24 protein-coding genes are annotated in these 23,768 nt (G+C 65.9%); 15 read left to right on the top strand and 9 right to left on the bottom strand.

Annotated features, from left to right (window positions below; genetic code table 11):
- Positions 1–39: 39 nt before the first annotated feature.
- From pdxA to IE083_RS12005, 3 genes are read right to left on the bottom strand one after another with little or no spacing between them, the layout of a single operon-like run.
- Positions 40–1,014: a 4-hydroxythreonine-4-phosphate dehydrogenase PdxA gene (pdxA, locus tag IE083_RS11995; RefSeq protein ID WP_189353856.1), complete on the bottom strand. Its 975-nt coding sequence runs from the start codon at positions 1,012–1,014 to the stop codon at positions 40–42.
- Between the two features lie 48 nt (positions 1,015–1,062).
- Positions 1,063–2,343 carry a peptidylprolyl isomerase gene (locus IE083_RS12000; protein ID WP_189353858.1) on the bottom strand — a complete coding sequence of 427 codons (1,281 nt, stop codon included), beginning with the start codon at positions 2,341–2,343 and terminating at the stop codon, positions 1,063–1,065.
- Positions 2,343–4,535: an LPS-assembly protein LptD gene (locus tag IE083_RS12005; protein ID WP_189353859.1), complete on the bottom strand. Its 2,193-nt coding sequence runs from the start codon at positions 4,533–4,535 to the stop codon at positions 2,343–2,345. Before IE083_RS12005 ends, IE083_RS12000 begins: the two co-directional genes overlap by 1 nt.
- 88 nt (positions 4,536–4,623) lie before the next feature.
- Between IE083_RS12005 and amgK the strand changes: the two genes are divergently transcribed.
- The 10 genes from amgK (at position 4,624) to IE083_RS12055 (ending at position 11,889) form a co-directional block, all read left to right on the top strand.
- Positions 4,624–5,670, top strand: coding sequence for an N-acetylmuramate/N-acetylglucosamine kinase AmgK (gene amgK, locus IE083_RS12010; RefSeq protein ID WP_189353861.1), 1,047 nt, complete (start codon positions 4,624–4,626; stop codon positions 5,668–5,670).
- 66 nt (positions 5,671–5,736) lie between these two features.
- The gene (gene murU / locus IE083_RS12015) at positions 5,737–6,438 is read left to right on the top strand and encodes an N-acetylmuramate alpha-1-phosphate uridylyltransferase MurU (RefSeq protein ID WP_189353863.1); all 702 of its coding nucleotides are present in this window, start codon (positions 5,737–5,739) and stop codon (positions 6,436–6,438) included.
- Positions 6,435–6,965 carry a crossover junction endodeoxyribonuclease RuvC gene (gene ruvC / locus IE083_RS12020; RefSeq protein ID WP_189353864.1) on the top strand — a complete coding sequence of 177 codons (531 nt, stop codon included), beginning with the start codon at positions 6,435–6,437 and terminating at the stop codon, positions 6,963–6,965. The genes murU and ruvC overlap by 4 nt, the downstream gene beginning before the upstream one ends.
- A gap of 116 nt (positions 6,966–7,081) precedes the next feature.
- Positions 7,082–7,693 (top strand): LysE family translocator, encoded by a 612-nt coding sequence (locus tag IE083_RS12025; RefSeq protein WP_189353866.1) that lies wholly within the window; start codon positions 7,082–7,084, stop codon positions 7,691–7,693.
- A gap of 106 nt (positions 7,694–7,799) precedes the next feature.
- Positions 7,800–8,273 carry a hypothetical protein gene (locus tag IE083_RS12030; protein ID WP_189353867.1) on the top strand — a complete coding sequence of 158 codons (474 nt, stop codon included), beginning with the start codon at positions 7,800–7,802 and terminating at the stop codon, positions 8,271–8,273.
- Between the two features lie 161 nt (positions 8,274–8,434).
- The gene (ruvA, locus tag IE083_RS12035) at positions 8,435–9,028 is read left to right on the top strand and encodes a Holliday junction branch migration protein RuvA (RefSeq protein ID WP_189353869.1); all 594 of its coding nucleotides are present in this window, start codon (positions 8,435–8,437) and stop codon (positions 9,026–9,028) included.
- A gap of 3 nt (positions 9,029–9,031) precedes the next feature.
- Positions 9,032–9,175: a hypothetical protein gene (locus tag IE083_RS15850; RefSeq protein ID WP_229799735.1), complete on the top strand. Its 144-nt coding sequence runs from the start codon at positions 9,032–9,034 to the stop codon at positions 9,173–9,175.
- Between the two features lie 33 nt (positions 9,176–9,208).
- Positions 9,209–9,991: an NYN domain-containing protein gene (locus IE083_RS12045; RefSeq protein WP_189353871.1), complete on the top strand. Its 783-nt coding sequence runs from the start codon at positions 9,209–9,211 to the stop codon at positions 9,989–9,991.
- 181 nt (positions 9,992–10,172) lie between these two features.
- Complete coding sequence (ruvB, locus tag IE083_RS12050) at positions 10,173–11,207, top strand: Holliday junction branch migration DNA helicase RuvB (RefSeq protein ID WP_189353872.1); 1,035 nt, start codon at positions 10,173–10,175, stop codon at positions 11,205–11,207.
- 277 nt (positions 11,208–11,484) lie between these two features.
- On the top strand, positions 11,485–11,889 hold the full coding sequence (locus IE083_RS12055) for a hypothetical protein (RefSeq protein WP_189353874.1): 405 nt from the start codon (positions 11,485–11,487) through the stop codon (positions 11,887–11,889).
- A 92-nt stretch (positions 11,890–11,981) separates the two neighbouring features.
- On the opposite strand, the gene proB is transcribed toward IE083_RS12055, so the two are convergent.
- Together proB and IE083_RS12065 are read right to left on the bottom strand one after the other, a co-directional pair.
- Complete coding sequence (proB, locus tag IE083_RS12060; protein ID WP_189353876.1) at positions 11,982–13,100, bottom strand: glutamate 5-kinase; 1,119 nt, start codon at positions 13,098–13,100, stop codon at positions 11,982–11,984.
- Between the two features lie 72 nt (positions 13,101–13,172).
- A complete protein-coding gene (locus IE083_RS12065) occupies positions 13,173–14,531 on the bottom strand; it encodes an adenosylmethionine--8-amino-7-oxononanoate transaminase (RefSeq protein WP_189353877.1) in 1,359 nt (452 codons plus the stop codon).
- Between the two features lie 67 nt (positions 14,532–14,598).
- On the opposite strand from IE083_RS12065, the gene IE083_RS16015 reads away from it, so the two are divergent.
- The 3 genes from IE083_RS16015 to IE083_RS12080 all read left to right on the top strand — a co-directional run bounded on the left by IE083_RS16015 (position 14,599) and on the right by IE083_RS12080 (position 18,946).
- The gene (locus IE083_RS16015) at positions 14,599–15,273 is read left to right on the top strand and encodes a pilin (protein WP_308426744.1); all 675 of its coding nucleotides are present in this window, start codon (positions 14,599–14,601) and stop codon (positions 15,271–15,273) included.
- Positions 15,274–15,338: 65 nt separating this feature from the next.
- Complete coding sequence (locus IE083_RS12075; RefSeq protein ID WP_189353879.1) at positions 15,339–17,144, top strand: PglL family O-oligosaccharyltransferase; 1,806 nt, start codon at positions 15,339–15,341, stop codon at positions 17,142–17,144.
- A gap of 65 nt (positions 17,145–17,209) precedes the next feature.
- Positions 17,210–18,946: a PglL family O-oligosaccharyltransferase gene (locus tag IE083_RS12080; protein ID WP_229799736.1), complete on the top strand. Its 1,737-nt coding sequence runs from the start codon at positions 17,210–17,212 to the stop codon at positions 18,944–18,946.
- 71 nt (positions 18,947–19,017) lie between these two features.
- Here the strand turns inward: IE083_RS12080 and rpoH are convergent, their stop codons facing one another.
- The 4 genes from rpoH to ftsY all read right to left on the bottom strand — a co-directional run bounded on the left by rpoH (position 19,018) and on the right by ftsY (position 22,670).
- Positions 19,018–19,878, bottom strand: coding sequence for an RNA polymerase sigma factor RpoH (rpoH, locus tag IE083_RS12085; protein WP_189353881.1), 861 nt, complete (start codon positions 19,876–19,878; stop codon positions 19,018–19,020).
- 118 nt (positions 19,879–19,996) lie between these two features.
- A complete protein-coding gene (gene ftsX, locus IE083_RS12090; protein ID WP_189353883.1) occupies positions 19,997–20,905 on the bottom strand; it encodes a permease-like cell division protein FtsX in 909 nt (302 codons plus the stop codon).
- Positions 20,902–21,555: a cell division ATP-binding protein FtsE gene (gene ftsE, locus IE083_RS12095; protein WP_120812561.1), complete on the bottom strand. Its 654-nt coding sequence runs from the start codon at positions 21,553–21,555 to the stop codon at positions 20,902–20,904. Before ftsE ends, ftsX begins: the two co-directional genes overlap by 4 nt.
- A gap of 62 nt (positions 21,556–21,617) precedes the next feature.
- Positions 21,618–22,670, bottom strand: coding sequence for a signal recognition particle-docking protein FtsY (gene ftsY / locus IE083_RS12100; protein WP_189353884.1), 1,053 nt, complete (start codon positions 22,668–22,670; stop codon positions 21,618–21,620).
- 177 nt (positions 22,671–22,847) lie between these two features.
- Here ftsY and rsmD point away from each other — a divergent pair, with 177 nt between their 5' ends.
- The gene (gene rsmD, locus IE083_RS12105; RefSeq protein ID WP_189353887.1) at positions 22,848–23,399 is read left to right on the top strand and encodes a 16S rRNA (guanine(966)-N(2))-methyltransferase RsmD; all 552 of its coding nucleotides are present in this window, start codon (positions 22,848–22,850) and stop codon (positions 23,397–23,399) included.
- A 76-nt stretch (positions 23,400–23,475) separates the two neighbouring features.
- The gene (locus IE083_RS12110; protein ID WP_189353888.1) at positions 23,476–23,727 is read left to right on the top strand and encodes a YfhL family 4Fe-4S dicluster ferredoxin; all 252 of its coding nucleotides are present in this window, start codon (positions 23,476–23,478) and stop codon (positions 23,725–23,727) included.
- The last annotated feature ends 41 nt before the right edge of the window (positions 23,728–23,768 follow it).

A 23,768-nucleotide genomic window follows, 5' to 3' on the forward strand; every position in this document is an offset into this window, starting at 1 on the left:
CGGCCAGGGTTGGCCGCCAGCGGGGTGTAATGGGGGGTGTCAGGTCGCGAGCTGGGCTGCCAGTCGCACCGCCTCGAACAGGCTGCCGGGATCGGCGCGGCCGGTGGCGGCGAGATCGAGCGCGGTGCCGTGATCGACCGAGGTGCGGATGATGGGCAGGCCCAGCGTGATGTTGATGCCGGCGCCGAAGCTGGCGTACTTGAGCACCGGCAGGCCCTGGTCGTGGTACATCGCCAGCACCGCGTCGCCCTGCGCCAGCTTGTCCGGGTTGAACAGGGTGTCGGCCGGCAGCGGCCCGATCAGGTTCATGCCTTCCGCGCGCAATGCGGCCAACGTTGGCTCGATGACGTCGATCTCCTCGCGCCCCATGTGGCCGCCCTCGCCGGCGTGCGGGTTGAGGCCGGCGACCAGGATGCGTGGCGCGGCGATGCCGAACTTGCTCACCAGGTCGGCGTGCAGGATGCGGATGACTTCGCTGAGACTGTCCTGTGTGATGGCGTCCGGCACCTCGCGCAGCGGCAGGTGGGTGGTGGCCAGCGCCACGCGCATGCCGGCCCCGGCCAGCATCATCACCACCCGCGGCGTGGCGGTGTGCTCGGCGAGGTATTCGGTATGGCCGGAAAACGCCACTCCGGCATCGTTGATCACGCCCTTGTGCACCGGCGCGGTGACCATGGCGGCGAACTCGCCGCGCACGCAGCCGGTGATGGCGACGTCCAGCGTGGCCAGCACGTAGCGGCCGTTGGCCGCATCCAGCACTCCCGGCTGGCAGGGCGCGGCCAGCGGCACGTGCCACACCTCCAGCGCCCCGGCCGGCGCCGGCACGTCATGCCGGTAGTCGTGCAGCGGCACGTGCAGCCCCAGCGCGGCGGCGCGCTGTTGCAGCAGGGTCTTGTCGGCGATGACGACGCAGCGCGCCGGCAGTGCCAGCTCGGGCAGGCGCAGCACCAGGTCGGGGCCGATGCCGGCCGGTTCACCGGCGGTGACGGCGAGGAGGGGGAGCGGGGTGGACATGAGCCTTCCAGCGATAAAAAAGGCCGATGCAAGCATCGGCCTTGAGGGTTATTTTTCGATCAGCCGGTCATCGATGAAGGCCGAGGCGCGCAGTTGCTGCAACCAGTCGTTGTAGTTCTGCTCTGCCTTGCGCTGGCGGATCTGCTGCTTGATCGCCAACTTGGCGCGTTCGCCGGACACGTCCTGGCTGCGCACTTCTTCCAGCCGGATCAGGTGCCAGCCGAACGGGCTGCGTACCGGTTCGCTGTTGTGGCCGGGCCGCAGTGCGGTGAAGGCGTGCTCGAATTCCGGCACCGTATCGCCGGGGTTGAGCCAGCCCAGATCGCCGCCGAGCGAGGCGCTGCCGTCCTCGGAGAACTGGCGCGCCAGCGCCTCGAAGCTGGCGCCGCGCTGCAGGCGGTCCTGCACCTGCAGGATGCGCGCGCGGGCTTCCGCTTCCGAGGTGGCCTCGTTGGTCTTGATCAGGATGTGGCGCACCTTGTGCTGCTGCACCAGCTGCTCGCCGGTGCTGTTGCGCTTGTCGGTGAGCTTGAACAGGAACAGGCTGCCGTTGGCGCGCACGATGTCGGTGACGTCGCCGACCTTCATGCTGTCCAGCAGCTGGATGAAGTCCGGCGGCAGCGCGCTGGCGCTTTTCCAGCCCATGTCGCCGCCGCTGAGTGCGGTGGCGGCTTCGGAGTAGCGGGCGGCCACTTCGGCGAACGGCTGGCCGTTACGGATCGCCTGCTGCGCTTCCTGCAGCCGCAGGCGCAGTTTCTCGATCTGCGCGGTATCGGCACGCTCGGGCACGTTGAGCTGGATCATCGCCAGCCGGTACTCGGCGTTGGACAGACCCTGGGTGCTCTTCAGCATCTGCTCCACTTCGCTGTCGGTGACATTGACGCGGCCGGCGATCTCGCGCTCCTTGATGCGGTCCAGCAGCAGGTCCTTGCGCAGGCTCTTGCGGAACTGCTCCAGCGACAGCCCGTCCTGCTGCAGGCGGGCGTACAGTCCCTGCAGGTCGGTCTTGTTCTGCGCCGCCAGCCGTTGCAGGGTCTGGTCGATTTCGCTTTCACTGACGCGCAGGCCATTGCTGGCGGCGTACTGCAACTGCAGCTGCTCGTTGACCATCAGGTCCAGCACCTGTCGCGACAGCACGCTGGCCGGCGGCAGCGCCACGTTCTGCCGTTTCAGGCTGGCGGTGATTTCGGCTTCGCGCTGCTGCAGTTCGCTCAGCGTGATCACGCCGTTGTTGATGACGGCGACGATGCGGTCGGCGGTCTGCACGGCAGCGCTGGCCGGGGTGGCCAGGCAAAGGGCGAGGGTCGCGGCAAGGAGGAGCTGTTTCATCAGTTACCTGTTGTCTCGTTGATTGGGCTGTAGCCCGGAATGGCCAGGCGCAGGGCATTGAGCGGATTGTTGCCGACACTGCTGAAGTCTTTCAGTTCCAGCTGCAGATACACGGCATTCTTGGTCTTGCTAAGGTCGGTGACGTAGCGCTGGCCGACCACGCGCATGCTCCAGCAGCCATCGTTGTACTCCACCCCGGCCAGTTGCTCCAGCGCTTTCTTGTCGCGCAGCGAGTAGTTCTGCCGTGCCACCGCGTACCAGCGCGGCGCGATCGGCCACTGGCCGGCGACATCGATCTGGCGCAGGGTATCGCGCTCGCTGCCGCTGCCGATCAGCTCGTCGCGGCCGTAGCGGTAGCGCACGCTGACGGTCTTGCCCGGTGCCGGGTTGTAGCGCAGCTGGGCATTGTAGCGTTCGGTCTTGGACAGCGCCTGGTTGTACTGGTAAGAACCATCCAGCCGCAGATTGTGGCTGAGGTCACCGCCGATGGTCAGCAGCAGGTCGGAACCGGCCTCGCTGCGTTCGCTGCTGCTGCCGTCGAGACGGATGTCGTCGCGGCTGAGGTAGAAGCGCTGGCCGATGGCGATGCGCAGGCGTTCCAGCCCGTTTTCCTTGTCCAGATAGCGGCTGGTCAGCGCCGCGGTGACCTGGTTGGCCGCATTGATGCGGTCGTGGCCGGAGAAGCGGTTTTCGGTGAACAGCTGCGCAAAGTTGAAGTCGTTTTCCGAGGTGTCGAAGTTGGGCAGGCTGGACTGCTCGACTTTCGGGATTTTTACGTAGAACAGGCGCGGCTCCAGCGTCTGGTTGATGTCGCGGCCGAACAGCGTGCTGTCGCGCTCGAAATACAGGCCGCTGTCCAGGCTGACGATGGGCAGCGTGCGCTCGTCGCTGCGCACCGCCTGGCTGCTGTCGCTGTTGTCCAGCTCGTAGCGGGTAAAGTGGATGCCGACTTTCGGGCGCAGAAAGCCCCATGGCCGTTCGATGGCATAGCTCAGGCTGGGGTAGGCCACCAGGCGCGTGCCTTCCTGCTTGCTGCTGTGGCTGAAACGGGTCAGCTCGCTTTCAAGGTTGCTGCTGAAGCCGGCGAACTGCTGGCGGGCGTTGATGCTCAGCTGCGGCAGGCGCGCGTACGGCTCTTCCACCGTGCCGCTGTCGTCCTGCAGCGTCTGGTAGCGCTGCGCCTTGAGCGTTACCGAGCCCCACTCCGGCTGGTAGCTGAGCCAGGCCTCGCGCTTGAGGTTGACGTTGGCCGCACTGCTGACGCGGTCGCCGAAGTCGTCGAAATAGTCGTCATCGGACACATACACACCGTTGACGCCCGCGCCCAGCGCCGGTGCCAGCTGCTGCACATGTTCGCCTTTCCACAGGAAACGGCTGCGCTCGCTTTTTCTGTCGTCGGGCAGTTGCTCGGTATAGAGCTGGCCCTGGGCACCCGGCAGCAGGTAGCGGCCTTCCAGCCCCAGCATCATGCCGCGCTGTTCGATGTAGCGCGGGGTGATGGTGGCGTCGTAGTTCGGCGCGATGTTCCAGTAGTAGGGCAGCGACACCTGCAGGCCGTCGCTGCCGGTGCTGATGGTGGGGAACAGCAGGCCGCTCTTGCGGCCGCCGTCCAGCGGGAAATCGATCCATGGCGTGTACAGGATCGGCACGCCCTGGAACTCCACCCGCGCATTGCGCGCCACACCGACGTTGCGGCCGTAGTCGAGGTCGATGGTGCCGGCCTTCAGGTACCAGGAGTCGTCGTCGGGGGCGCAGGTATTGGCGCGGGCACGCTGCAGGCGGTAGTTGTCCTTGCCCTGGAATTCCAGCTTGCCGGCATTGCCGTGCAGCGTCTTGCCGTCGCGGCCGAAGCTGAAGCTCGCGTTGCTGGCGCTGCCGCTGCGCTCGCCCAGCAGGTAGTCGAGCTGCTCGGCCTCGATGCGGCCGTCCGCCTGCGTCAGCCGCACCCGCTCGCCGGCGCGCAGCTGCTGGCGCTGCACGAAGTATTCCAGCCAGTCGGCCTCGACGGTCTGGTCGTCGCGGACGGCCTTCACCTGGCCGCTGGCCTTCAGCTCGACGTCCATCTGGCCGTTCAGGGTGTCGGATTCGACGCTCAGCGTCCCCGCCGGCAGGGAATCCGCCTGTGCCGGCGGCAGCAGGAACAGGGGAAGCAAGGCCGCCACCACGGGCGTCAAACGGAAGCGTGTCTGCATTTGGAAGAAGTCGGGCCGGCCATGTCGGGGCGCGGTCAAAGCGGGTTACAATCGCGTCATTGTACCCAATTTGCCGATATACGCGACTATGCAGCGACTCGAAGCCCTCAAGGCGTGGCTGGCCACGCAGTTTCCCGATCAAGACATCGCGGTGGAATTCGCCGCCGCCGATGCTGATTTCCGCCGTTACTTCCGTGCCACCTTCCCCGATGGCACTACCCGCATCGTGATGGACGCGCCGCCGGAAAAGATGAACACCGACGCCTACGTCAGCGTGCGCGAGCTGTTTGCGCCGGCGGCCAACGTGCCGGCGATCCTGCTGCGCGACCGCGAGCAGGGCTTCATGCTGCTGGAAGACCTCGGCACCATCACCCTGCTGGCGGCGCTGCAGCACGATGAGTGGGAAATGGTGCGCAAGCACCTGCTGCTGGAAGCGGTCGATACCCTGATCGAGATCCAGAAGATCAGCCAGCCCGGCGTGCTGCCGGACTACGACCACGCGCTGCTCAGCCGCGAGCTGAACCTGTTCCCGGAGTGGTACGTGGCCAAGGAGCTGGGCAAGCCGCTGACCTACGCCCAGCGCCAGCTGTGGGACGCGGCGCTGCAGGTGCTGCTGCCGCGCATCGAGGCGCAGGGCAAGGTCTACGTGCATCGCGACTACATCGTGCGCAACCTGATGCTGACCCCGGGCAAGCCGGGCGTGCTCGATTTCCAGGACGCGGTGTACGGCCCGGTCAGCTACGACATCGTGTCGCTGCTGCGTGACGCCTTCATCGGCTGGGACGAGGAATTCGTGCTCGACATCGCCGTCCGCTACTGGGAAAAGGCGCGTGCCGCCGGGCTGCCGGTGGCGGCCACCATCGACGACTTCTACCGCGATTTCGAGTGGATGGGGGTGCAGCGCCACCTGAAAGTGGCCGGCATCTTCGCCCGCCTGTACCACCGCGACGGCAAGGACAAGTACCGCGCCGAGATCCCGCGCTTCATCAAGTACCTGAAGAAGACCAGCCGCCGCTACCAGGAGCTGGCGCCGCTGTACCAGCTGATCGTGGAGCTGGTCGGCCTCGATGAGGACGACAACGACGACAGCATCGGCTCGGTGTTCAGCCATACCCGCATCTCGTCCGACCAGTAAACCCGGCCTGGCGTCGGTCACGCCGTCTGCGTGGCCGCTGCCAGCCGGTGTCAGGAAGCCGACCCCATGAAAGCAATGATCCTCGCTGCCGGCCGCGGCCAACGCATGCGGCCGCTGACCGACCACACTCCCAAGCCGCTGCTGCCGGTAGGCGGGCAGCCGCTGATTGCCTGGCATATCCGCCACCTGGCCGCCGCCGGCTTTACCGACATCGTCATCAATCACGCCTGGCTGGGCGACCGGATCGAAGCCACGCTGGGCGACGGCAGCCGTTACGGCGTGCGCCTGGCCTACTCGCGCGAAAAGAGCGCGCTGGAAACCGCCGGCGGCATCGCCACCGCGCTGCCGCTGCTGGGCGATGACCCGTTCGTGGTGGTGAATGGCGACGTGCTTACCGACGTCGACTTCGCCGCCTTGCGGCCAACGTTGGCCGCACTGGACGGCGCGCGGCACCTGGCGCACCTGCTGCTGGTGGCCAACCCGCCGCATCACCCGGGCGGTGATTTCGGCCTGCTGGCCGACGGCAAGCTGGCGGGCAACGCCAGCGACGGCATCGGCCTGACCTTCTCCGGCGTCGGCCTGTACCACCCGGCGCTGTTCGCCGCCATTCCGGCCCACCAGCCGGCCAGGCTGGCGCCGCTGCTGCGCGAAGCCATGGCATACGGCCAGGTGACTGGCGCCCGCCATGACGGGTTGTGGCTGGATGTCGGCACGCCGGAGCGGCTGGCGGAGGCCGACGCCATCGCCAAAGGTTGGCCGCAAGCGTGAAACGCCGCATCCTCGGCATCGACCCCGGCAGCCGCATCACCGGCTTCGGGGTGATCGACATCGTCGGCAACCAGCGCCTGTACGTCGCCTCCGGCGCCATCCGTACGCCGCAGGGCGCCAGCCTCGCCGAGCGCATCAAGGTGCTGGTGCACGGCATCCACGACGTGATCGCCACCTACCAGCCGACCGAGTCGGCGCTGGAGCAGGTGTTCGTCAACGTCAACCCGGCGGCGACGCTGATGCTGGGCCAGGCGCGCGGCGCCTGCATGACGGCGCTGGTGATGAAGGATCTGCCGGTGGCGGAGTACACCGCGCTGCAGGTCAAGCAGTCGGTGGTGGGGCAGGGCAAGGCGCCCAAGGAGCAGGTGCAGTTCATGGTGGTGACCATGCTGAACCTGTCCGGCACGCCGCAGGCCGACGCCGCCGACGCGCTGGCGGTGGCGCTGACCCACGCCAACCACAGCGGCGGCGCCATCGGCCAGCTGGCCAAATTGGGCTACAAGGTGCGCGGCGGGCGGCTGGTGTGAGCGGCGGCTGACTGGGCTTGGCGTCGGGGTCCGCGCCTGTTTTTGTTCGCCGGGCGCCATGGCCGATTATGTCGATGGTATTATTTGCGGCCATGCCTGCTGCCGAGGAGACCCGAATGAAGCTCTATCTACTGTTCCTGCTGATGGCGACCACCACGGTCCTGAGTCCCGGCCCCGGGGTGGTGATGACGCTGAGCAATGCCTTGCGCTTCGGGCTGCGTGGCACCCTGGGCGGCATTGTCGGCATTGCCGCCGGCGCCATGCTGGTGGCGGCGATCTCCGCCACCAGCCTCGGCATCTTGCTGGCAACGTCGGCGCTGGCGTTTACCGTGCTGAAACTGCTGGGTGCCGCCTACCTGTTCTATCTCGCCATCCGTCTGTGGCGTGCGCCGTCATTCAGCTTCACCGCGCAGCCGACCCACGACGCCAGCCTTGGCCGGCGTTTTGTCGAGGGGCTGTCGCTGCAGCTGACCAATCCCAAGGCAATCTTTTTCTTCCTGTCGGTGTTTCCGCAATTCATCGATCCGGCACAGCCCTATCCGCGGCAGTTTGCCACCCTGGTGCTGACCTACAGCACGCTGGTGGTGGTGATCCACTGCGGCTACGCGCTGTTTGCCCGCCGCGCCAAGGGCTGGCTGCAGTCGGAGCGCGGCGGCCGCCTGCTCGGCAAGCTCTCCGCCGGCAGCTTTGTGTACTTCGGGGTCTCGCTGGCCGCGGCACAGCGCTGAGCGCGCGCTTGCCGGCGATACCGGTCATCGCTTTCTTGTCCGCGCCCAAGGCCGGCCGCCCCGGCGCGTGGCACACTGCGGCCAACCTTTCTGTCTGGAGCCTGCGATGTGGAATGACTATGCCATCGCCCGCGCGCTGCACGTGCTGGCGATCGTGATGTGGGTCGGCGGGGTCGCTTTCGTCACCACGGTGTTGATTCCGGCGATCCGCCGCCGTTTCGCCCCCGAGCAGCAGTACGCGATGTTCGAGGACGTCGAGCACCGCTTCGGCGCGCAGGCGCGGCTGTGGGTGCTGCTGGCGCTGGCCAGCGGCGCGTGGATGCTGCACGCCAGCGATGGCTGGGCGCGGCTGCTGGACACCGGCTGGCTGCAGCTGATGCTGGCGGCGTGGCTGCCCTTCCTGCTGATGCTGTTCGTGCTGGAGCCCTTCTTCATCCACCGCTGGCTGAAGCGGCGCGCGCAGCGCGACCCGGCCGGCACCATGCGCCTGTTGCAGTGGCTGCACGTCGGCCTGCTGGCGCTGACGCTGAGCGCACTGCTGGCCGGCGTGGTCGGTGCCCATGGCGGCTGGCGCTTCTGACGCGGCACGCGGCGGCGCTGTGGCACAATGCCGCGCAAGCGGCGCAGCTGCGCCCCGCCATCATCCAGACCATCACCGCGGCCAACCTTCATCCGCCGGCGCTGGCCGTCATCCTGTCCTGTTAAGCGCCGCGCTGCGGCCAACCTTTTGAAAGCCCCGAAATGATCGGACGACTCACCGGCACCCTGCTCGAAAAACTGCCACCGCAAATCACCGTCGACGTGAACGGCGTCGGCTACGACGTGGACGTAACCATGACCACCTTCTACCAGCTGCCGGCGCTGGGGCAGAAGACCACGCTGTTCACCCATCTGGTGGTGCGCGAGGACGCCCACCTGCTGTACGGCTTCGGCAGCCGCGACGAGCGCGAGACCTTCCGCCAGCTGATCAAGATCACCGGCGTCGGTGCCAAGATCGCGCTGGCCATCCTGTCCGGCATGACCGCCGACGAGCTGGCCATCGCGGTGGCCAGCGAGGACATCAAGCGCCTGTCGAGCGTGCCCGGCATCGGCAAGAAAACCGCCGAGCGCCTGGTGCTGGAGCTGCGCGGCAAGCTGGCCACCGGCGGCAACCTCACCGTGCCGGGTGGCCTGCCGTTCGCCGCCACGCCGGACGAGAAGAGCGACATCATGGGCGCGCTGCTGGCGCTGGGCTACAACGAAAAAGAGGCCGCCGCCGCCACCAAGGGCTTGCCGGCGGACGTGACCGTCAGCGACGGCGTACGGCTGGCGTTGAAAAACCTGATGAAAGGCTAAGGCATGGACAAGGTACTGCTGGTCACCGCCGCCAGCCGCGGCATCGGCGCCGCCACCACGCGGCTGGCGGCGGCGATCCTGTGGCTGCTGTCCGACGCCGCCCCGTTCACCACCGGCAGTTTCATCGATGTCGCCGGCGGCCGCTGAGCGCGCCGCCGCATCGTCAACAAGGGGAAAACAATGGCCAACGTAGCGGTACTGATCGACGCGGACAACGTGTCGCCGGGCTGGATCGAGGACGTACTGGAAGAAGCCGGCAAGCTGGGCGTGCTGGCGCTGAAACGCGTGTACGGCGACTTCAGCCGTCACGACAAGGCGTGGCGCGACCTGTGCGCGCGCTTCGCCATCCACCCGATCCAGCAGTTCCCGAACACCAAGGGCAAGAACGCGTCCGACATCACGCTGGTGATCGACGCGATGGACATGCTGCACTCCGGCCGCTATCACAGCTTCTGCCTGGTCTCCAGTGACAGCGATTTCTCACGGCTGGCGACGCGGCTGCGCGAGGACGGGCTGGAGGTGTGGGGCTTCGGCGAGGAGAAGACGCCGGCCGCCTTCGTCAACGCCTGCAGCAAGTTCGTGTACGTGGAAGTGCTGGCGCTGAGCGGCGAGGCCAAGGCGGAGGAGGGCGCGGCCAGGGAGGGCGACGGCGCGCGTGGTGGCGGCAAGCCGGCGCCGGCGGCACGGGTGCTGCGGCCGCTGGACAAGAAGCTGCGCGCCCAGTTCCAGAAAGGCATCGAGAGCATGGACGACGACGAGGGCTGGGCCGACCTCGGCGGCGTCGGCAGCCTGCTCGGCCAGTGGATGCCGGACTTCGACCCGCGCAATTACGGCTTTGCCAAGCTGTCCGAGCTGGTGTTGAAATCCGGCTGGTTCGAGGTGCACAAGGCCAGCGGCGGCCGCGGCGGGGTGTCGATCCGCCTCAAACCGGGCAACGGCGGCGGCCGCAAGGCCAGCAAGTAGGGCGCTTGCCGGCGCACACCGGTGCGAATCGGAAAAAACCGCAGCGTGCTCATTGTATGGAGTAGGCGCTGCGGTTTTTGTTTGCGGCCAACGTTGGCCGCAAACGATTGCCGGTGCATCCGTGGCGGGTGCCGTGCGCAGCAGTGGTAACATCGGGCGATTGATTCCGAGTGATAGCGACATGATCCAGACCGACAACCTGACAGGCGGCGCGCCGGAGCGCCGCATCGTCACCCAGCAAAGCCTGTCGCAGCAGGAAGAGGCGCTGGAGCGCGCGCTGCGGCCCAAGCAGCTGGACGAGTACGTCGGCCAGAAAAAGGCGCGCGAGCAGCTGGAAATCTTCATCGAGGCGGCCAAAAAACGCGGCGAGGCGCTGGATCACGTGCTGCTGTTCGGCCCGCCGGGCCTCGGCAAGACCACGCTGGCGCACATCGTGGCGCGCGAGATGGGGGTGAACCTGCGCCAGACCTCCGGCCCGGTGCTGGAGCGCGCCGGCGACCTGGCGGCCTTGCTCACCAACCTCGAACCGCACGACGTGCTGTTCATCGACGAGATCCACCGTCTGAGCCCGGTGGTGGAGGAGATCCTGTATCCGGCGCTGGAGGACTACCAGATCGACATCATGATCGGCGAGGGGCCGGCGGCGCGCTCGGTGAAGATCGACCTGCCGCCGTTCACGCTGGTCGGCGCCACCACCCGTGCCGGCATGCTGACCAACCCGCTGCGCGACCGTTTCGGCATCGTCGCGCGGCTGGAGTTCTACACGCCGGAGGAGCTGCAGCGCATCGTGGTGCGCTCCGCCGGCCTGCTGAACGTGCCGCTGGCCGACGACGGCGCGTTCGAGGTCGCCCGCCGCTCGCGCGGCACGCCGCGCATCGCCAACCGCCTGCTGCGCCGCGTGCGCGACTACGCCGAGGTGCGTGCCGACGGCACGGTGACGGCGGCGGTGGCCGACGCGGCACTGGCGATGCTGGACGTCGATCCGGCCGGCCTGGACGTGATGGACCGCAAACTGCTGCAGGCCATCCTGGACAAGTTCGGTGGCGGCCCGGTGGGGCTGGACAACGTCGGTGCCGCCATCGGCGAATCGACCGACACCATCGAGGACGTGATCGAACCGTTCCTGATCCAGCAGGGCTATCTGCAGCGCACGCCGCGCGGACGGATGGCCACCGCACTGGCCTATACCCATTTCGGGCTGCCGGTCCGGGAGTAAGCGGCGGCGGTACCGGTTCACGAGCGAATACGATGCAGAAAAAGCGGATTATCCGCACCGGCTGCGTCGATGCCGGCTTGCGCGCCGGGCCGGGTGCCGGTGGCGACCGCTGGCCGGTGCTCGACGTGTAGCAGAATGTTGCGGCGACACCACAGGCGGCGGCTTTATTGCAGCGTTTCGCTGCCTTGCTGCCGGCGGCCGCGCAAGGCTGAATGCGCGGCGTACAATGCGCGCCGGATGTTTTATTTGCTCATGATTGCTCAGGGAGTATGCAGGCATGTTTTACGCCATTTTGCTGGTGACACTGGCGGTCGCCCTGGTGACCTCGATACTGGTGGTCCGTTTTTTCAACGAGGCAGTCAGGAAAATCCTGTCGCGCATCGTCGGCGATGATCTGGCCGAGGCCTGGCGCAAGTACATGAGCTTCGCCATCGTGGTGGTCGGCGTGTCCGGCGGCGTGCGCATCTGGGATCTGGAGAAGTTCGTGCCCAACGGCCGCGAATCGGCGCTGGAGCTGAACGGCGTGCGCTGGACCATCCAGATCTACCGCACCGTGATCGACACCCTGTCGCAGATCGCATGGGTGATGCTGCTGTTCTTCCTGTGCACCATGGTCGCCTACGTGATCATGCGCGCGGTGGAGGCCCGCAACAGTGAGCGCGGCGGCAAGACGCCGGAGTAAGCGCCACGCCGGGCCGTTCAGGCCATCATGCAAACAGGGCTGCCGCGGCAGCCCTGTTGTCTTGTGTGCGCTGCCTGTTGCAGCGCGCCCTGTCACAGCGCGACCATGTTGTCGCGGTGGATCAGCTCCGGCTCGATCAGGTAGCCGAGCACGCCCTCGATGTCGCGGGTGGCCTTGCGCATGATCAGCCGCGCCTCTTCCGAGCTGTAGTTGACCAGTCCGCGCGCCACCTCAACGTGCTGCTCGTCGACGCAGACCACCGCGTCGCCGCGCAGGAAGCTGCCTTCCACCGCGATGACGCCGATCGGCAGCAGGCTGGTGCCTTTTTCGCGCACCGCCAGCGCGGCGCCGGCGTCGAGCACGACCTTGCCGGACAGCTGCAGGTGATCGGCCAGCCACTGCTTGCGTGCGGCCAACCGGGTGGTCGGCGCACCCAGCTGGGTGCCGATCGCCTCGCCGTCGGCCAGCCGCGACAGCACGTTGGCCTCGCGGCCGCAGGCGATCACGGTGGCGGCGCCGCTGCGCGCGGCGCGCTTGGCGGCGATGATCTTGGTGTACATGCCGCCGGTGCCGACGCTGGAGCCGGCGCCGCCGGCCATCTCTTCCAGTTTGCTGTCGCCGGCCTCGGCCTCGTGCACGAAGACGGCGTCGGGGTGCTTGCGCGGGTCGGCGGTGTACAGGCCCTGCTGGTCGGTGAGGATCACCAGGCTGTCGGCTTCGATCAGGTTGGTCACCAGCGCGCCGAGGGTGTCGTTGTCGCCGAAGCGGATCTCGTCGGTGACCACGGTGTCGTTTTCGTTGATGATGGGCACCACGTTCAGCGCCAGCAGCGTCGACAGCGTGGTGCGGGCGTTGAGGTAGCGCAGGCGGTCGGACAGGTCTTCGTGGGTGAGCAGCACCTGCGCGGTTTTCAGGCCGTGCTCGCGGAAGGCGCTCTCGTAGGCCTGGCACAGCCCCATCTGGCCGACGGCGGCGGCGGCCTGCAGCTCGTGCACCGCCTTCGGCCGCTTGGCCCAGCCCAGGCGCTGGCAGCCTTCGGCGATGGCGCCGCTGGAAACCAGCACCACTTCCTTGCCGCGGCGTTTCAGGTCGGCGATTTCGGCGGCCCAGCGCGCCAGCGCGCTCATGTCCAGGCCTTTGCCGTCATTGGTCACCAGGCTGGAGCCTACTTTCACCACGATGCGCGTGGCGCTGTGAATCACCGATTGCATGTCGCCGAATCCCGTCAGAAGCAAAGCCGTCAGTTTACCCGATTCCGCCGCCATGCCGCAGTGCGTCACGGCCTACGGCAGCGCGGCTTCCGGCGACGATGACGGCCGGTCGCCGGCCAGCAGTTGCGTCAGCGCCGACAGCGTGGCGTTGGCCAGCTGCCGCATGTGGCTTTCCTCGATGATGTAGGGCGGCATGAAATACACCGTCTTGCCGATCGGGCGCACCAGGCAGCCCTGCTGCAGCATCAGGCTGAAGAAGGCGGGGCCGAAGTCGGCGCGCTGGCAGTCGACGTCGAACGCCCAGATCATGCCGCGCTGGCGGAAGTGACGCACCGCTGGATGGGCGGCGATCTCCGCCAGGTGGTGGCTGAACAGCGCGGCGGTGGCAAGGTTGGCCGCAATCACCTGTTCGTCCTCGAAGATATCGAGCACGGTCAGTGCCGCGCGGCAGGCCAGCGCGTTGCCGGTGTAGCTGTGCGAGTGCAAAAAGCCGCGGCTGACGTCGTCGTCGTAGAACGCGGCGTAGATGTCGTCGGTGGTCAGCACGCAGGACAGCGGCAGGTAGCCGCCGGTGATGCCTTTCGACAGACACAGGAAATCGGCGCGGATCGCCGCCTGTTCGCAGGCGAACAGCGTGCCGGTACGGCCGAAGCCGACCGCGATCTCGTCGGCGATCAGGTGCACTTGGTACCGGTCGCACAGCCGGCGTGCCTCGGCCAGATACAGCGGGTCGTACATCACCATGCCGGCGGCGCCCTGTACCAGCGGCTCGATGATGAAGGCGGCCAGCTCATGGCCGTGCTGTTGCAGCAGGGTTTCCAGCGCGCTAGCGGCGCGGCGTGCGACGTCGGCAGCCGTCTCTCCCGGCGCGGCGAGACGGGCATCGGGGCTGGGCGCGCGCAGGTTGTGCTGCAGCAGCGGCGCGTAGGTGTCGGAGAACAGCGGCACGTCGGTCACTGCCAGCGCACCGACGGTTTCGCCGTGATAGCTGTGCTCCAGGCTGAGGAAGCGGGTCTTCTGGGTCTGGCCGTGGTTGCGCCAGTAGTGGAAGCTCATCTTCAGCGCAATCTCGGTGGCGCTGGCGCCATCGGAACCATAGAAGGCGTGACCGAGTCCGGTGAGTGCGGCCAACCTTTCCGACAGTTCCACCACCGGCTGGTGGGTGAAGCCGGCGAGGATCACGTGCTCCAGGGTGTCGAGCTGCTCCTTCAGCGCCTGCTTGATGCGCGGCTGGTTGTGGCCGAACAGGTTCACCCACCACGAGCTGACGCCGTCGATGTAGCGCTTGCCGTCGAAATCCTCTAGCCAGATACCGTCGGCGCGGGCAATCGGAATGATGGGCAGGGTTTCGTGGCGCTTCATCTGGGTGCAGGGGTGCCACACCGCGGCGCGGCTGCGTGCCAGCCAGTGTTGAGCTTGCGAGTCATGCATGGTGGGGCCTCCGGAGGACAAGGCGGGCATCGTAACATGGCGCCGCACGGTACAAGAGTGACGAAAATTGTCAGTCGCTTGCCGATTTTGCGCCGCCGGCGGCGGCTGTATTGACGGTGCCGGGCGCAAAAAGCCTGCCACGACGGCCTTTATGCACTTGCCGTTGCCGTCCGGGCCCGGCCTGGCGCTGATCTTGCTCTGTTATCGCCCGGAATCGGGCGGCGTGGACCGGTTTTCGAGTATCCTCGCCGCAACTGACCGCATCATGGTTTCATCGGCGGTGGTCGTTTTTCATTTTCAAAAAACAGGAGCGCTACACATGAAACGTGTACAGCAAGGTTTTACCCTGATCGAACTGATGATCGTGGTCGCGATCATCGGCATTCTGGCCGCGATCGCAATCCCGGCCTACTCCAACTACACCAAGCGCGCGCAGGTTTCGGAAGCGTTCTCGCTGGCGGACGGCATGAAGGTGAAGGTGGCGGAAGCCCTGGGTGAAGCGGGAACTTGCACCGCTATGGTGGCAAGTGGCAAGTATGTCGACGTAGCAGTGGCGGAGGGTGCTTCGTGCACTATGACGGCAACGTTCCATGCGCCTGCCCATGCTGACCTGTCATCGGGGACGGCTAAGAAAATTCAGATTACTCCGAATTACTCCAGTACCTCGCATTCGATTCGGTGGGACTGCTTTGCCGCTAGTGGTACTGTACCGGCTGATTTGCTGCCGAAATCTTGCCAGTAAATAAAAGCGGCTTTACGCTTCACCCGGCCCTTGCTCTGCAAGGGCTTTTTGTTTCCGGATGCAGAATGACAAGAATCATCACCATGGAGCGCGCTGCGCTGGCCGTACTGTTCTTGCTGGTTACCGTTCCTTTCCTCTGCTGGATACGTTACCAGCCCTCTGGCGACTATGTCAGCGGCGTGTGGGCGGTATTGCTGGCGACGCTGCTGTTGCTGCTGCGGTCGGCAAAAAGCCGCTATCTGGAGGCGAACGGTGCCTTGCTGCTCATGTCGCTGCTGCCGCTGCTGACCATGGCCACTGCGCTGGCTTCGCCCTATCCCGGGCAGGGTCTGGCGGCCAGCATGGGCCTGCTGCTGTGCCTGGCGCTGGCCCATACCGTTTCCCGCTATCCGCCACAGTTGGTGCTGACGACGCTGGCCTGGGGGCTGTTACTGGGAGGGGTGATACAGGCGCTGGTCGGCGTGCTGCAGGTGACGCAGTGGGTGCTGCTGTTGCAGTGGCCGTGGCTTTTCTACGACAGGAGCAATCCGGCTAATCTGTTCGGTCAGATCGCGCAGCGTAACCATTTTGCCAACTACCTGACCCTGTCTCTGTTCGCCGCTTGCTATCTGTTTGCCGTCGGCAAGCTGCGCGGCTGGTTATTGCTGCCGCTGGTGCTGGTTTTCGGTTTGCTCATCAGCTGGTCTGGCTCGCGGCTGGCGATCGGTTATGCCGGCGCTGCCATGGTACTGGCTTGGCTTTTCTACTTGCGTAGCGGCCGCCAGGGGGAAACGGGGCGCTTGGCCTTGGCCCTGGCGCTGGCAACGTGTTGGCTGGTGTTCTGCCAGCTGTTCAACAAGGAGCTGGTCGCGCTGCTGTCCTGGCTCGGCCTGCCGCTGGGCAATATCGGCTCCGGTGTCGACCGCATGCTGGCCGGCGGTTTCGGCGCCCGGCGCTGGGTGGAGTGGCAGAAGGCGTGGCAGGTATTCCAGGATCACCCCTTGTTTGGTGTCGGGCTGGGTGGCTATGCGGCACAAAGCGTACGGCTGGAAGTGGCGATGGGCTTTGCCGGGCAGTGGTCGGAGAGCTGGCTGTTTACGCATAGCCATAACCTGATCCTGCAGTTGCTGGCGGAGACGGGGCTGCTTGGCACCGCGGTGGTGGTGATCGGCCTGTGCTGGGCATTCCTGCCGTTTTTCCGCAAGGAGCAGGCTACCGCCCACTCCTTGCTGGTGGTACTGCTGGCGATGGTGCTGCTGCTGCACAGCATGGTCGAGTATCCGCTGTGGTATATGAGCTTTCTCGGTCTGTTCGCGGTGCTGCTGGGGCTGTCGCCGGCGCGCCGCTACACGCTGGCGATCCGCCCTTCGATGCGCAATGTGCTGATGTGGGGCTTTTGCGCACTGCTGCTGTGGCAGTCGGTGGCGGGTTTGCAGGCTTACGGCAAGCTGGTGCGCTGGATCGTGCCGGGCCCCAATGCGCAGCTAAACGTGATGCGCGCCGAGGAAATCTGGCATATCGCACGCAACCCGCTGTGGACCTACGAGGCCGACATGGTGCTGGCCAATTACCTGATCGTGGACAAGCGCCAGCTCAAGGAGAAGCGCGCGCTGTTCGAGCGGCTGACAGCATACCGGCCTCATGCCGGCATGCTGATCAATGTCGCGATCCTGCGGGCGCTGGATGGTGATCGCGTCGCCGCCGAGCAGGCGCTGCGTTTTGCCATCGCCGCCTATCCGGCCTATACGCCGGGTTTTGCCGCCGAGCTGATGTCGCGCCGCGATCCGGAGCTGCTGCCGCTGCAGGCGATCGCCAATGCGGCATTGCAGGCCAGTCGCAACGGCGGCGCCGCTTCGGCGGCGTCCAGCGTGCTGGCTGCGTCAGGGGGCTGAGGCTCCCGATCTGACAGCCAAAGCGGCGGTGCGGTATGCTTCCGCCTTTGCCGAAACGCGGATTGATGATGTTTGCTTCTCTTGCGCGGCCAAGGTTGGCCGCATTGCTGCTGGCGGCGGTGACCGTGCTGCCCTTCCTGTCGCCATTCCACTACTTGCCGCTGCCTCAGTGGTGGGGGGAAATCACGGCCGTGGTGCTCGCTGCGCTGGCCTGCCTGTGCCTGCCGCACGGCAGCCTGCCACTGCCGCGGGTGGTGCCGTGGCTGGCGCTGCTGGCACTGCTGTGGCTGAGCCAGCCATGGCTTGTCGAGCTGTTGTTTCCCGGCCTCAATGCGGCAACGGCGCTGGCCTTTCTCGCGCTGGCGCTGCTGGCGCTGGCGGTGGCGCGCTGGCAGGCGCTGAGCGACGCCGAAACGGTGATGACGGTGCTGGCCAAGAGCTTGCTGGTCGGTGCCCTGCTGCAGTCGTTGATCGGGCTGGCGCAGCTCACCGGGCTGGCGCCGCTGCTGGGCGGCGTGCTGTTCTACGATGGTGCGCATCCGACTTCCAATATTTTCGGCCACATCGGGCAGCGCAACCAGTATGCACACTATCTGAGCTGGGGACTGGTGGCAGTCAGCTGGCTGGCGGCGGTGCGGGTGCTGTCGCGCGGCGTGGCCGTCGCGGTGCTGCTGTGGCTGGCGCTGTCGATCGCCTTTGCCGGCTCCCGCACCGTGTTGCTGTACGCGGCGGCCTTGCTGCTGTTGGCGCCGCTCTGGTACTGGCACGTGCGCGACGAGGCCAGCAAGCGTCTGATGCAGTGGCTGCTGCTGGCGGCCGGCCTGCTGCTGCTGATGCAGTTCGCGTTGCCGCTGGGTGAGTGGCTGCTGCGGCCGCTGCTGCATGGCGAGCTGGTGGCCAGCGGGGTCGAGCGGCTGGCGGCCAACCCTGATGGCATGGGCGCGCGCCGGCTGGCGGAGTGGGGCAAGGCGTGGCTGGTGTTCCGCGAGGCGCCGTGGTTCGGTGCAGGCTGGTCGCAGTACGCGTACCACAGTGTGCGGCTGCAGCTGCTGCCACAGTTTGTCGATAGCGGTGTCAACAGCGGCCTGTTCAGCAATGCCCACAATCTGGTGTTCCAGCTGCTGGCCGAGGTCGGCCTGATCGGCACCCTGGCGGTGCTGCTGGGGCTGCTCTGGGTGCTGCTGCCGTGGTGCGGCCGGCAGGCGCGGGCGGTGCATCTGCTGCCGCTGGCCATGCTGGCCATCTCGCTGTTGCACAGCATGCTGGAGTACCCGCTGTGGTATCTGTATTTCCCGGCGGTACTGGTGATGCTGCTGGCGCTGGCGCCGGTGGCGGAAGGGGGCAAGCGTCGTCCGTTCCGGCCGGTACAGTACGGCGCGCTGCTGATGCTGCTGCTGGCGGGGTATGGCAGCTATCGCTACGTCGAGATGCAGGGCCTGTACAACCCGCGCAGCGCGCAGCAACAGCAGCGGCTGCAGCAGATCATGCGCCAGGAGCCGCTGTTCGCCTTCCACGCGCTGGGGCTGCTGGACGATGTGGTGAAGCCGGGGCGCGACACCCCGCCAGTGCAGCGGCAGTGGATCGCGCTGCTGGCGCAGATGCGGCCGTATCCGGATGTGCTGCGCAAGGAGGCACAATTCCTGGCGCTGGAAGGGCGACCGCAGGAAGCCGCCTACACCATGCGGCTGGCGCTGGCCTCGTTCCCGACCTACGCGCCGTTTTTCCTGCGCGCGCTGTCGCCGGAAGAACCGGCGTGGCAGCCTCTGCGGCAACAGGTGGAGGCGGCAATGCTTAAGCCGTGAAGCGTTGCTGGCGGCAATGAAAAATCCCTGCTCATGGCAGGGATTTTTTGTGTCAGGCGGGGACGTGTGGCTCAGCCGTCGATGACCACACCGCTGTGCAGTGCGGTCTTCATCTTGCCCAACGCCTTGGCCTCGATCTGGCGGATGCGCTCGGCGGAAACGCCGAACTCGGCGGCAAGATCGTGCAGCGTGGCGCCGCTGTCGTCGGCCAGCCAGCGCGCCTCGATGATGCGGCGGCTGCGCGGGTCCAGTGTCGACAGTGCCTCCAGCAGGCCTTCGCTCTGCAGGCGGTCCACCGCGCGGCGCTCCAGCGTCACGGTCGGCTCGTTGTGGGCATCGGCCAGCCAGTCGATCGGGGCATAGGCGTCATCGTCGTTGTCGTCGGCCAGCAGCGACACGTCCTGGCCGCTCATGCGCGTTTCCATTTCGCGCACTTCTTCCGGCTTGACGCCGAGGTCTTCGGCGATGGCGCGGGCTTCGCTGTCGCTGAGTGCGGCAAAGCCCTTCTTCATGCTGCGCAGGTTGAAGAACAGCTTGCGCTGCGGCTTGGTGGTGGCAATGCGCACCAGGCGCCAGTTGCGCAGGATGAATTCATGCATCTCGGCCTTGATCCAGTGCACCGCGAACGAGAACAGGCGCACGCCGCGGTTCGGTTCGAAGCGCTTGACCGCCTTCATCAGGCCGATGTTGCCTTCCTGGATCAGGTCGGCCTGTGGCAGGCCGTAACCGGCGTAACCGCGGGCGATGGATACCACCACGCGCAGGTGAGACATCACCAGGCGTTTTGCCGCTTCCAGGTCTTCGTGTTGCTGATGACGCGTGGCAAGCTCGATCTCCTCTTCCTGGGTCAGCATCGGGATGCTGTTAACGGTCTGGATGTATTGTTCCAGGCTGCCGTTGGAAGAAAGCACGGGCAGGGCAAAAGTGGACATGTATTCGCAATCCTCCTAGATGGACCGACTTATCTTAGCACTCGGGTTATGAGAGTGCCAGACGGCAGGAGTTCCTGCCAATGGCAAATTTCAATCAGACCGATTGTCTCGCCCGATGTCAGGCCGGCTGGTTTTTACGCAGATGATGGTCTGCGGCCAACCTTGCGCCGAGCATGCTCAGCAGCATGGCGCCCAGCAGCATGGCCAGCACCTCCAGCGGCTGCAGGCTGCGCAGCTGGGCATCGATGCCGTACAGGCTGGCGAATTCGGCCAGCGCCGGATTGGCCTGGTAGGCCAGCCCGCTGCTCAGGCCCCAGCACAGCAGCGCCGACAGTCCGCCCTGCCACGCCGCGTGATAGAGGAAGGGGCGGCGGATAAAGCTGTCGGTGGCGCCGATCAGCTTCGAGACCGCGATCTCTTCCTGCCGCGCCAGGATCTGCATGCGGATGGTGTTGTGGTTGATCAGTACCATCGCCAGCGCAAATACCGCCGCCAGCAGCCAGGCAAGCTGGCCGGCGAGGGTGATCATCGCGTGCAGTTTGCGCGCCCAGGCGGCATCGAACTGCGCCAGTTCCACCATCGGCAGGCCGGACAGCTCCTTCTGCAGCAGGTCGAGCATCGCCGGCTCCAGCGGCTGCGGGGTGACGATGAAGGCGTGCGGCAGCGGATTGCTGCCGAGGCCTTCGCTGATCGCGTTCAGGCCGCTGCGCTGTTCCAGTTCTTTCAGCGCGGCATCCTTGTGCACGAAGCGGTAGGCGGCGACGCGCGGATGGTGCTTCAGGCTGCTCTCCACCGCGGCCAGGTCGGCCGGTTCGCTGGACAGCTCCATGAACAGCGTGATCTGCGGCGTGGTGTTCAGTTTGGCGGTCCACTGCTGCAGGCTGCTGACGCCGAGATACAGCGACACCGGCAACGCCAGCGCGATGGCCAGCATCAGCAGGTTGAGCAGGTTGCCGAACGGCTGGCGCAGGATCTTCAGCAGCGCGCTGCGGGCGCTCTGCGCGTGCAGGTACAGGTAGTGTTTCATGCGGCGAATTGTCCTTCACGAAGCCGGATGATGCGGCGGCCGTAGTCTTCCATCAGCGTTTCGTCGTGGGCCGAGATCAGCACCGTGACGCCGACCTGGTGGAAGGACTTGAACAGTTCCATGATGTCCAGCGCGTAGGCGCGGTCGAGGTTGGCCGACGGCTCGTCCGCCAGCAGGATGCTGGGGCGGTGCACCACGGCGCGGGCAATGCACAGCCGCTGCTGCTCGCCGCCGGACAGGCGGATCGGCATCACCTTTTCCTTGCCGGCGAGGCCGACCTTGTCCAGGGCCGCCCGCACGCGGCGCTGTGCATCGCGGCGGTCGAAACCGATGATGTCCAGCGGCAGCATCACGTTGTCGAATACCGTGCGGTCGAACAGGATCTTGTGATCCTGGAACACCACGCCGATGTGCTGGCGTACATAGGGCAGCTGGCTGGCGCGCAGCTTGCTCAGATTCTGGTTGTTGACCAGCACATTGCCGCTGGTGGCGCGCTCGATACCGGAAACCAGCTTCAGCAGCGTGCTTTTGCCGGCGCCGGAATGACCGGCGAGGAACACCATCTCGCCGCTTTCCACGGTGAAGGACAGGTTGCGCAGTGCCTCGTGTCCGCCGGGGTAGCGCTTGGTAACTTGGTCAAATCGGATCATCGGCAATCATTCCGCACTAAAGGTTGGCCGCAAGTACTGTGACTGCAAGTGGAACGGGCCGCTCAGTCGAACAGCGCGTCGACAAAGTCGCGGGTCGAGAACGGACGCAGGTCGTCGATGCCTTCGCCGACGCCGATGAAGCGCAGCGGCACCGGATGTTGCTTGGCGATGCCGGCGATGACGCCGCCCTTGGCGGTGCCATCCAGCTTGGTGAGGATCAGGCCGGTGAGGCCCAGCGCCTGATCGAAGGCCACCACCTGGTTGATCGCGTTCTGGCCGATATTGGCGTCCAGTACCAGCACCACTTCGTGCGGGGCATCCGGAATCGCCTTCTGGATCACGCGCTTCACCTTCTTGATTTCTTCCATCAGGTGCAATTGCGTCGGCAGGCGGCCGGCGGTGTCGGCAATCACGATGTCGATGCCGCGGGCCATGGCGGCCTGCATCGCGTCGTAGCAGACGGCGGCGGCATCGCCGCTTTGCTGCGCGATCACGGTGACGTTGTTGCGCTCGCCCCAGGCGATCAGCTGTTCGCGGGCGGCGGCACGGAAGGTGTCGCCGGCGGCGAGCAGCACCGACTTGCCCTGGCTCTGGAAGTACTTGGCCAGCTTGCCGATCGAGGTGGTCTTGCCGGCGCCGTTGACGCCGGCGAGCATGATCACGTATGGCTTCTTGCCGTGCATCTGCAGCGGCTGCTCCAGCGGCTGGATCAGCTCGATCAGGGCGTCCTTCAGTGCGCCTTTCAGCTCGCTGGCGTCCTTCAGTCCCTTCAGCGACACCCGCTCGCGCACGTCGCGCAGCAGGTGACTGGTGGCATCCATGCCCATGTCCGACGTCAGCAGCACCGCTTCCAGCTCTTCGTACAGATCGTCGTCGATCTTGCCGCCGCCGAACAGGCCGGCCAGCTGCTTGCCCAGCTTGTCGCGGGTTTTGGCGAGGCCGGACTTCAGCCGTTCGGTCCAGCTCGGCTTCGCGGCGGCTGGCGGAGGTGTCACTTCTGCGGCCGGTGCCGGCTCAACATTGCCATCTGGCACGGCGACGGTGTCCGCTGCAGGGGGCGACGGCGGGGTCGGAGTGGTGTCGGGAGCGGGTTTTTTCTTGAAAAAGCTGAACATGCGAAATGGTTGGGTCGAAGTAAGTGATTAGCGCCGGATTGTACCGGCAAAAGCGGAATTGGGGGCAAACCTGAGTATAAAGCGCGACAGGGCATAACAGATTGATTCACGGCAGAAGTTCTGCGGCTGGAAATGCAGTAGAATCTCGCCCTTCTTTTGCAACAGGCAGGACAGGGCATGGCGCAGCAACGCAACAGGGTGCGGATCATTGCCGGCAAGTATCGCCGGCGCCTGCTGCCTTTCCCGGATGTTGACGGCTTGCGGCCAACCCCGGACCGGGTGCGGGAAACGGTGTTCAACTGGCTGGCCGATCGCATCGAAAATGCCGACTGTCTCGACCTGTTCGCCGGTAGCGGGGCGATGGGTTTCGAGGCGGCGTCGCGTGGAGCGCGCAAGGTAGTGCTGGTCGAGAAAAGTCGTGCGGCACTGCAGTGCCTGCGCGACAGCAAAGCATTGCTGGCGGCTGTCGAGGTGCAGTTGCACTCCGGCAGCGCGGAAGACTACCTTGCGCGCAACTCGGATCGTTTCGACCTGATTTTCCTCGACCCGCCGTATGCGCTGACCCTGTTGCCGGCATTGCTGCCCAGGGTTGGCCGCATGCTGAAGGCGGGCGGATGCATATATATGGAATCGGATCGGCCGGAGCAGTTTGCCGGCTGGCGGGTGCTGAAAGAGGGCAGGGCGGGGGCAGTACGCTTTGCGCTGCTGGCACCCGGGGATGGCGAATAAACATATAACGGCATGGGCTTGCGATGGTGTGCCGGCGGTGCCAGAATTCACTAGTGAAATACCTGAGGAAATTACTATGTCTTTGATCATTACTGACGAATGCATCAACTGCGATGTCTGTGAGCCGGAGTGCCCGAACAACGCCATTTCGCAGGGTGAGGAAATCTACGAAATCAATCCCGACCTGTGTACTCAGTGTGTCGGTCACTATGACGAACCACAGTGCCAGCAAGTCTGTCCGGTAGACTGCATCCCGCTGGACGCCTCCAATCCGGAGACGCACGAGCAACTGTATCAGAAATATTTGGTAATCACCGGCAAGGCCTGAACGGCACCTAAATCATTGATTTGTCGGGCGGGCGCCACCCC

It is taken from the genome of Vogesella fluminis, assembly GCF_014652335.1.
Taxonomy (GTDB): Bacteria; Pseudomonadota; Gammaproteobacteria; order Burkholderiales; family Chromobacteriaceae; genus Vogesella; species Vogesella fluminis.

What these genes read in the sequence shown, in the direction of transcription:
- pdxA (WP_189353856.1), bottom strand. Translation starts at nt 1,014, where the DNA reads ATGTCCACCCCGCTCCCCCTCCTCGCCGTCACCGCCGGTGAACCGGCC.
- IE083_RS12000 (WP_189353858.1), bottom strand. Translation starts at nt 2,343, where the DNA reads ATGAAACAGCTCCTCCTTGCCGCGACCCTCGCCCTTTGCCTGGCCACC.
- IE083_RS12005 (WP_189353859.1), bottom strand. Translation starts at nt 4,535, where the DNA reads ATGCAGACACGCTTCCGTTTGACGCCCGTGGTGGCGGCCTTGCTTCCC.
- amgK (WP_189353861.1), top strand. Translation starts at nt 4,624, where the DNA reads ATGCAGCGACTCGAAGCCCTCAAGGCGTGGCTGGCCACGCAGTTTCCC.
- murU (WP_189353863.1), top strand. Translation starts at nt 5,737, where the DNA reads ATGAAAGCAATGATCCTCGCTGCCGGCCGCGGCCAACGCATGCGGCCG.
- IE083_RS12025 (WP_189353866.1), top strand. Translation starts at nt 7,082, where the DNA reads ATGAAGCTCTATCTACTGTTCCTGCTGATGGCGACCACCACGGTCCTG.
- IE083_RS12030 (WP_189353867.1), top strand. Translation starts at nt 7,800, where the DNA reads ATGTGGAATGACTATGCCATCGCCCGCGCGCTGCACGTGCTGGCGATC.
- ruvA (WP_189353869.1), top strand. Translation starts at nt 8,435, where the DNA reads ATGATCGGACGACTCACCGGCACCCTGCTCGAAAAACTGCCACCGCAA.
- IE083_RS15850 (WP_229799735.1), top strand. Translation starts at nt 9,032, where the DNA reads ATGGACAAGGTACTGCTGGTCACCGCCGCCAGCCGCGGCATCGGCGCC.
- IE083_RS12045 (WP_189353871.1), top strand. Translation starts at nt 9,209, where the DNA reads ATGGCCAACGTAGCGGTACTGATCGACGCGGACAACGTGTCGCCGGGC.
- ruvB (WP_189353872.1), top strand. Translation starts at nt 10,173, where the DNA reads ATGATCCAGACCGACAACCTGACAGGCGGCGCGCCGGAGCGCCGCATC.
- IE083_RS12055 (WP_189353874.1), top strand. Translation starts at nt 11,485, where the DNA reads ATGTTTTACGCCATTTTGCTGGTGACACTGGCGGTCGCCCTGGTGACC.
- proB (WP_189353876.1), bottom strand. Translation starts at nt 13,100, where the DNA reads ATGCAATCGGTGATTCACAGCGCCACGCGCATCGTGGTGAAAGTAGGC.
- IE083_RS12065 (WP_189353877.1), bottom strand. Translation starts at nt 14,531, where the DNA reads ATGCATGACTCGCAAGCTCAACACTGGCTGGCACGCAGCCGCGCCGCG.
- IE083_RS12075 (WP_189353879.1), top strand. Translation starts at nt 15,339, where the DNA reads ATGACAAGAATCATCACCATGGAGCGCGCTGCGCTGGCCGTACTGTTC.
- IE083_RS12080 (WP_229799736.1), top strand. Translation starts at nt 17,210, where the DNA reads ATGATGTTTGCTTCTCTTGCGCGGCCAAGGTTGGCCGCATTGCTGCTG.
- rpoH (WP_189353881.1), bottom strand. Translation starts at nt 19,878, where the DNA reads ATGTCCACTTTTGCCCTGCCCGTGCTTTCTTCCAACGGCAGCCTGGAA.
- ftsX (WP_189353883.1), bottom strand. Translation starts at nt 20,905, where the DNA reads ATGAAACACTACCTGTACCTGCACGCGCAGAGCGCCCGCAGCGCGCTG.
- ftsE (WP_120812561.1), bottom strand. Translation starts at nt 21,555, where the DNA reads ATGATCCGATTTGACCAAGTTACCAAGCGCTACCCCGGCGGACACGAG.
- ftsY (WP_189353884.1), bottom strand. Translation starts at nt 22,670, where the DNA reads ATGTTCAGCTTTTTCAAGAAAAAACCCGCTCCCGACACCACTCCGACC.
- rsmD (WP_189353887.1), top strand. Translation starts at nt 22,848, where the DNA reads ATGGCGCAGCAACGCAACAGGGTGCGGATCATTGCCGGCAAGTATCGC.
- IE083_RS12110 (WP_189353888.1), top strand. Translation starts at nt 23,476, where the DNA reads ATGTCTTTGATCATTACTGACGAATGCATCAACTGCGATGTCTGTGAG.